The following is a 4339-nucleotide window of genomic DNA, read 5'->3' as shown; positions in this document are numbered from 1 at the left end:
GACGTTAACGTGCGGTTTTGAACGTTCAAACTTTTCTTTAGACATTAATTGTCCCTCTAATACACGGATAAATCGGTGATATCACCACATCAACCAAGCAAATAACGCTAAATGGCTGTTTATATGCTTGCTGAAATTTATTACAGAGAAACCAGAAGGGGGAAAAGAGAGATGGTGCTGATACCCAGAATCGAACTGGGGACCTCACCCTTACCAAGGGTGCGCTCTACCGACTGAGCCATATCAGCACATGTTTGGAGCGGGCAGCGGGAATCGAACCCGCATCATCAGCTTGGAAGGCTGAGGTAATAGCCATTATACGATGCCCGCACCTGAACCCGGCTACCTGATTGTTCTGTAGAGTTTACACCGGACGCCGTTGCTGCGCGTGCCGCTGTATTCTGGAATGTACCGACTGCTTACACCCCAAGCCCTATTGCTAAGGCTGAATAAATGGTGGTGGGGGAAGGATTCGAACCTTCGAAGTCTGAGACGGCAGATTTACAGTCTGCTCCCTTTGGCCGCTCGGGAACCCCACCACACCGGATTGTCTTACTTGATGGTGCCGGCTGCCGGAATCGAACTGGCGACCTACTGATTACAAGTCAGTTGCTCTACCTACTGAGCTAAGCCGGCATCAAGTAGCGCGCATTCTAGGTAGTGATCGTCAGCTATGCAACAAAAAAATTCGATTTTACGCTTCTTCGCTCATAAAACACGCAGAACAGACGAATTCACGCCTCTGCGCCTCGATCAAGAAGCGACTGATTTCCGTTCGCCGCAGCACATCGCGCTAAAGAATAATCCAATCCACCGCCAGAAGAAAGTCCATTGTGCCAACTTTTCCCCGCAACGCATAACGCCACGGAAACTGACGCTCCGATGTAGATAACGCGCCTCGCGACGACAGATGGCTTGATCGCATACAAACCATCACGTAGATTGAAACAACTTTTGGAAAAAAGCGCTGCGCCCCAACCGAAGCTGTCTATAATAAGCGACTCGTTTTCTCTGGAGTTGGCGTCCGCGCCGTTTCCATCCCGCGCTGACAGGCAGACACAGGCATATGAAGAAAGAGCAATCCCTGGCGACCCCCTATCTGCAGTTTGATCGCCACCAGTGGGCGGCATTGCGTAATTCCGTCCCGTTAACTCTCACCGAAGAAGAGATTGCCCGTCTCAAAGGGATAAATGAAGATCTCTCGCTGGATGAGGTTGCCCAGATCTATTTGCCCCTTTCACGCTTACTGAATTTCTATTTCAGCTCCAGCGTCAGTCGACAGGCCGTGCTGGAAAAGTTCCTCGGCACCCATAGCCCACGCATCCCCTATATTATCGGCATTGCAGGCAGCGTCGCGGTCGGCAAGAGCACGACGGCCCGCGTATTGCAGGCGCTGCTTAGCCAGTGGCCAGAGCACCGCCGGGTCGAACTGATCACCACCGACGGATTCCTGCATCCCAATAAAGTACTGCAGGAGCGGGGGCTGATGAAAAAGAAAGGCTTTCCCCAATCCTACGATATGCACCGTCTGGTGAAGTTTGTCTCAGATATAAAATCAGGCGTGCCGCGGGTGACCGCCCCCCAATACTCTCACCTGATTTACGATGTGATCCCGGACAGCCGTAAGGTGATTGAGCAACCCGATATTCTGATCTTGGAAGGATTGAACGTGCTGCAAAGCGGGATGGACTATCCACACGATCCGCACCGGGTATTCGTATCCGACTTTGTCGACTTCTCCATCTATGTTGATGCTGATGAGCATCAGCTGCAGGCCTGGTATATCAACCGCTTTCTCAAGTTCCGCGAAGGGGCCTTCTCCAACCCGGACTCTTACTTCCATCATTACTCACAGCTGCCGGAGTCTGAGGCCATCGCGATTGCCACCGGGCTATGGAATGAAATTAACGGATTAAACCTGCGCCAAAATATTCTGCCAACCCGCGAGCGAGCCAGCCTCATCATGACCAAGGGCAGCAATCACGCCATTGAGAGCGTCCGTCTGCGCAAATAGGTAGCCCCACGGCGCGCGGCGGCAAAAATCGTCGGGGGGAGCCAGCGCTCCCCCGCCTTCGGCAGATACGCCCGCTCAGCCTGCGCGTAAGGAGATCTCACCACCGATAAAAGGGGTGATAACGCCGTCGCGCTCCAGCAGTAGCGCGCCCTGAGCATCGATGCCTCGTGCAATACCGTGAATCACCTGCTCCCCGATGATCAGCCGTACCGGACGGTCAATAAAGTTATCCAGCGCCCGCCAGCGAGCGATAAACGGTGATAAACCGCGCACCTCAAAATCGGCCAGCGTACTGCGCAGGCGGCTCAGCAGGCAGGCTACCAGCTGATTTCGATCGATGTTGACCCCGGCCTCCTGCAGATTGATCCACTGCTGATCCACGACGCTGGTATCCGGATTGCGCATCATCAGGTTGATCCCGGCGCCGACCACAATATTCGCCGCATCGCCCGTTTTTCCCGTCAGCTCAACCAGAATACCGGCCAACTTACGATCGTTAAGGTAGAGGTCATTCGGCCACTTGACCTTAACACCGGCGGCACCCAGCGCCTGCAAGACCTCCGCCATGACGATCCCGATCACCAGGCTCAGCCCCATTGCGGCGGCCGGCCCCTGCTCCAGCTTCCAGTACATGGAGAGATACAGATTAGCGCCGAAGGGTGAGAACCAGTGACGGCCGCGGCGCCCGCGTCCAGCCTGCTGATACTCGGCAACGCAGGCGTCGCCGGAAGCCAACTCGCCAATTCGCTCCAGCAGGTACTGATTGGTGGAATCCACCACCGGCAGTACCGTTACCCGCCCCTGGGGCAGCAAGGTGCCGATCGTATCCGCATTCAGCAGCTGCATGGGCGTCGGCAGACAGTAACCTTTCCCGGGAACGGTAAATACATCAATACCCCAGTCGCGCAGGGTCTGAATATGCTTATTGATCCCCGCTCGGCTCATGCCCAACGACTCACCTAAATGCTCACCGGAGTGAAAATCGCCATCGGCCAGCTGCGAAATCAGTTTCAGTGGAACCGTAATATCTTTCATGACAGTACCTCAACGGCGTTAACCTCGCCCTGAGCGGCGATAAAGCGGACCTCGGGCTCTAGCCACACAGAAAACGCCTCGCCAACCCGACGACGCACATAGCGCGCCAGCGCGATAACATCCTGGGCGCTAGCCTGATGCTGATTAATCAGCACTAGCGCCTGCTGACGGTGCACCGCCGCACCGCCGATCTGATATCCCTTAAGCTCACAGCGATCGATGAGCCAGCCTGCCGCCAGCTTCACCTCGCCATTTTCCTGCGGGTAGCAGGGCGCCTGTGGATAGCGCGCACGGATAGCCTCGGCGGCCTCTGCGCTCACCACCGGATTCTTGAAGAAGCTCCCCGCGTTACCCTGCTGCGCCGGATCGGGCAACTTGGTTCTACGCATATGGCAGACCGCGTCAAATACGGCCCGCGGTGTCGCGGTCATCGCATCAAGACGAGTCAAATCACCGTAGCTAAGCATCGGCTGCCAGCGTTTGCTCAGGCGCAATCCCACGGCGACGATCGCATACCCATCGCGATAGCGATGTTTAAAAATGCTCTCTCGATAGCCAAAGCCACACGCGGCGGCGGGCAGACGCTGCAGAGTGCCATTGCGCAGATCCATCGCGTCGACGTAGTCACAGACATGCTGTAGCTCTACGCCGTAGGCACCGATATTCTGGATGGGAGCAGAGCCTACGCAGCCTGGGATCAACGCCAGATTCTCTAGACCCGCCATTCCGTGATCCAGGGTATAGCACACCAGATCGTGCCAGTTTTCACCGGCCCCCACGTGTAAATGCCAGCTCTCCTCATCCTCATCAACCTGGATCCCGGGAATACGATTAAGGATCACGCTGCCGGCAAAATCCTCCATGAACAGGACATTACTGCCGCCGCCCAGAATCAGAACCGGCTGTCGGCGCGCCGTCGCAGCCTGCCAATGGGACAGAAGCGCAGCGCTACTGTCCGCAGTAAGGATCTGCTCGGCCCGAGCAGGAAGACCGAAGGTGGTAAATTCGGTAAGTGATGTAAGGTGCTTGGACATGAAACGGCTATCTCATCCTGACTAAACAGTCTCTAGTCTACCCGATTATCTGCGCTATACCGTGGATAAATCAGTATGGATAGCGGAATTTCAGCGGACGGGCCAGTCCACAGCAGGACGCCAGGGATAGATACACTGGATATCCCACGGTAAGGCAAAAAGCCGCCGGGCGGATAAACCCAAGGCCCCCGGCTTTCAGACGTCGCTTCCTCGACGCCCCGTCCTGTTCCACGGCCGTTGACGGTGGGGATGCTGT

At 55.9% G+C, this 4339-nt stretch carries 3 protein-coding genes and 4 tRNA genes; 1 reads left to right on the top strand and 6 read right to left on the bottom strand.

What is annotated here, in order from left to right; all coding sequences use genetic code 11:
- Positions 1 to 172: 172 nt before the first annotated feature.
- The 4 genes from BRD58_RS01175 to BRD58_RS01160 all read right to left on the bottom strand — a co-directional run bounded on the left by BRD58_RS01175 (position 173) and on the right by BRD58_RS01160 (position 636).
- Positions 173 to 248: transfer RNA gene (locus BRD58_RS01175), tRNA-Thr, on the bottom strand.
- Between the two features lie 7 nt (positions 249 to 255).
- Positions 256 to 330, bottom strand: a tRNA-Gly gene (locus BRD58_RS01170).
- Between the two features lie 124 nt (positions 331 to 454).
- Positions 455 to 539, bottom strand: a tRNA-Tyr gene (locus BRD58_RS01165).
- A gap of 21 nt (positions 540 to 560) precedes the next feature.
- Positions 561 to 636 (bottom strand) — tRNA-Thr (locus BRD58_RS01160).
- A 430-nt stretch (positions 637 to 1066) separates the two neighbouring features.
- Between BRD58_RS01160 and coaA the strand changes: the two genes are divergently transcribed.
- Positions 1067 to 2014 (top strand): type I pantothenate kinase, encoded by a 948-nt coding sequence (gene coaA / locus BRD58_RS01155; RefSeq protein ID WP_012847047.1) that lies wholly within the window; start codon positions 1067 to 1069, stop codon positions 2012 to 2014.
- Between the two features lie 75 nt (positions 2015 to 2089).
- Here the strand turns inward: coaA and birA are convergent, their stop codons facing one another.
- Both birA and murB read right to left on the bottom strand, forming a co-directional pair.
- Positions 2090 to 3049 carry a bifunctional biotin--[acetyl-CoA-carboxylase] ligase/biotin operon repressor BirA gene (gene birA / locus BRD58_RS01150; protein WP_012847046.1) on the bottom strand — a complete coding sequence of 320 codons (960 nt, stop codon included), beginning with the start codon at positions 3047 to 3049 and terminating at the stop codon, positions 2090 to 2092.
- Entirely contained in the window at positions 3046 to 4083 is a 1038-nt protein-coding gene (murB, locus tag BRD58_RS01145) for a UDP-N-acetylmuramate dehydrogenase (RefSeq protein ID WP_069578014.1), read from the bottom strand. The genes birA and murB overlap by 4 nt, the downstream gene beginning before the upstream one ends.
- Positions 4084 to 4339 lie beyond the last annotated feature (256 nt).

The organism is Edwardsiella piscicida, assembly GCF_001896205.1.
Taxonomy (GTDB): domain Bacteria; phylum Pseudomonadota; class Gammaproteobacteria; order Enterobacterales; family Enterobacteriaceae; genus Edwardsiella; species Edwardsiella piscicida.
Note: the sequence above shows the minus strand (reverse complement) of the source record. Positions and strands in the feature narration are given on the sequence as shown.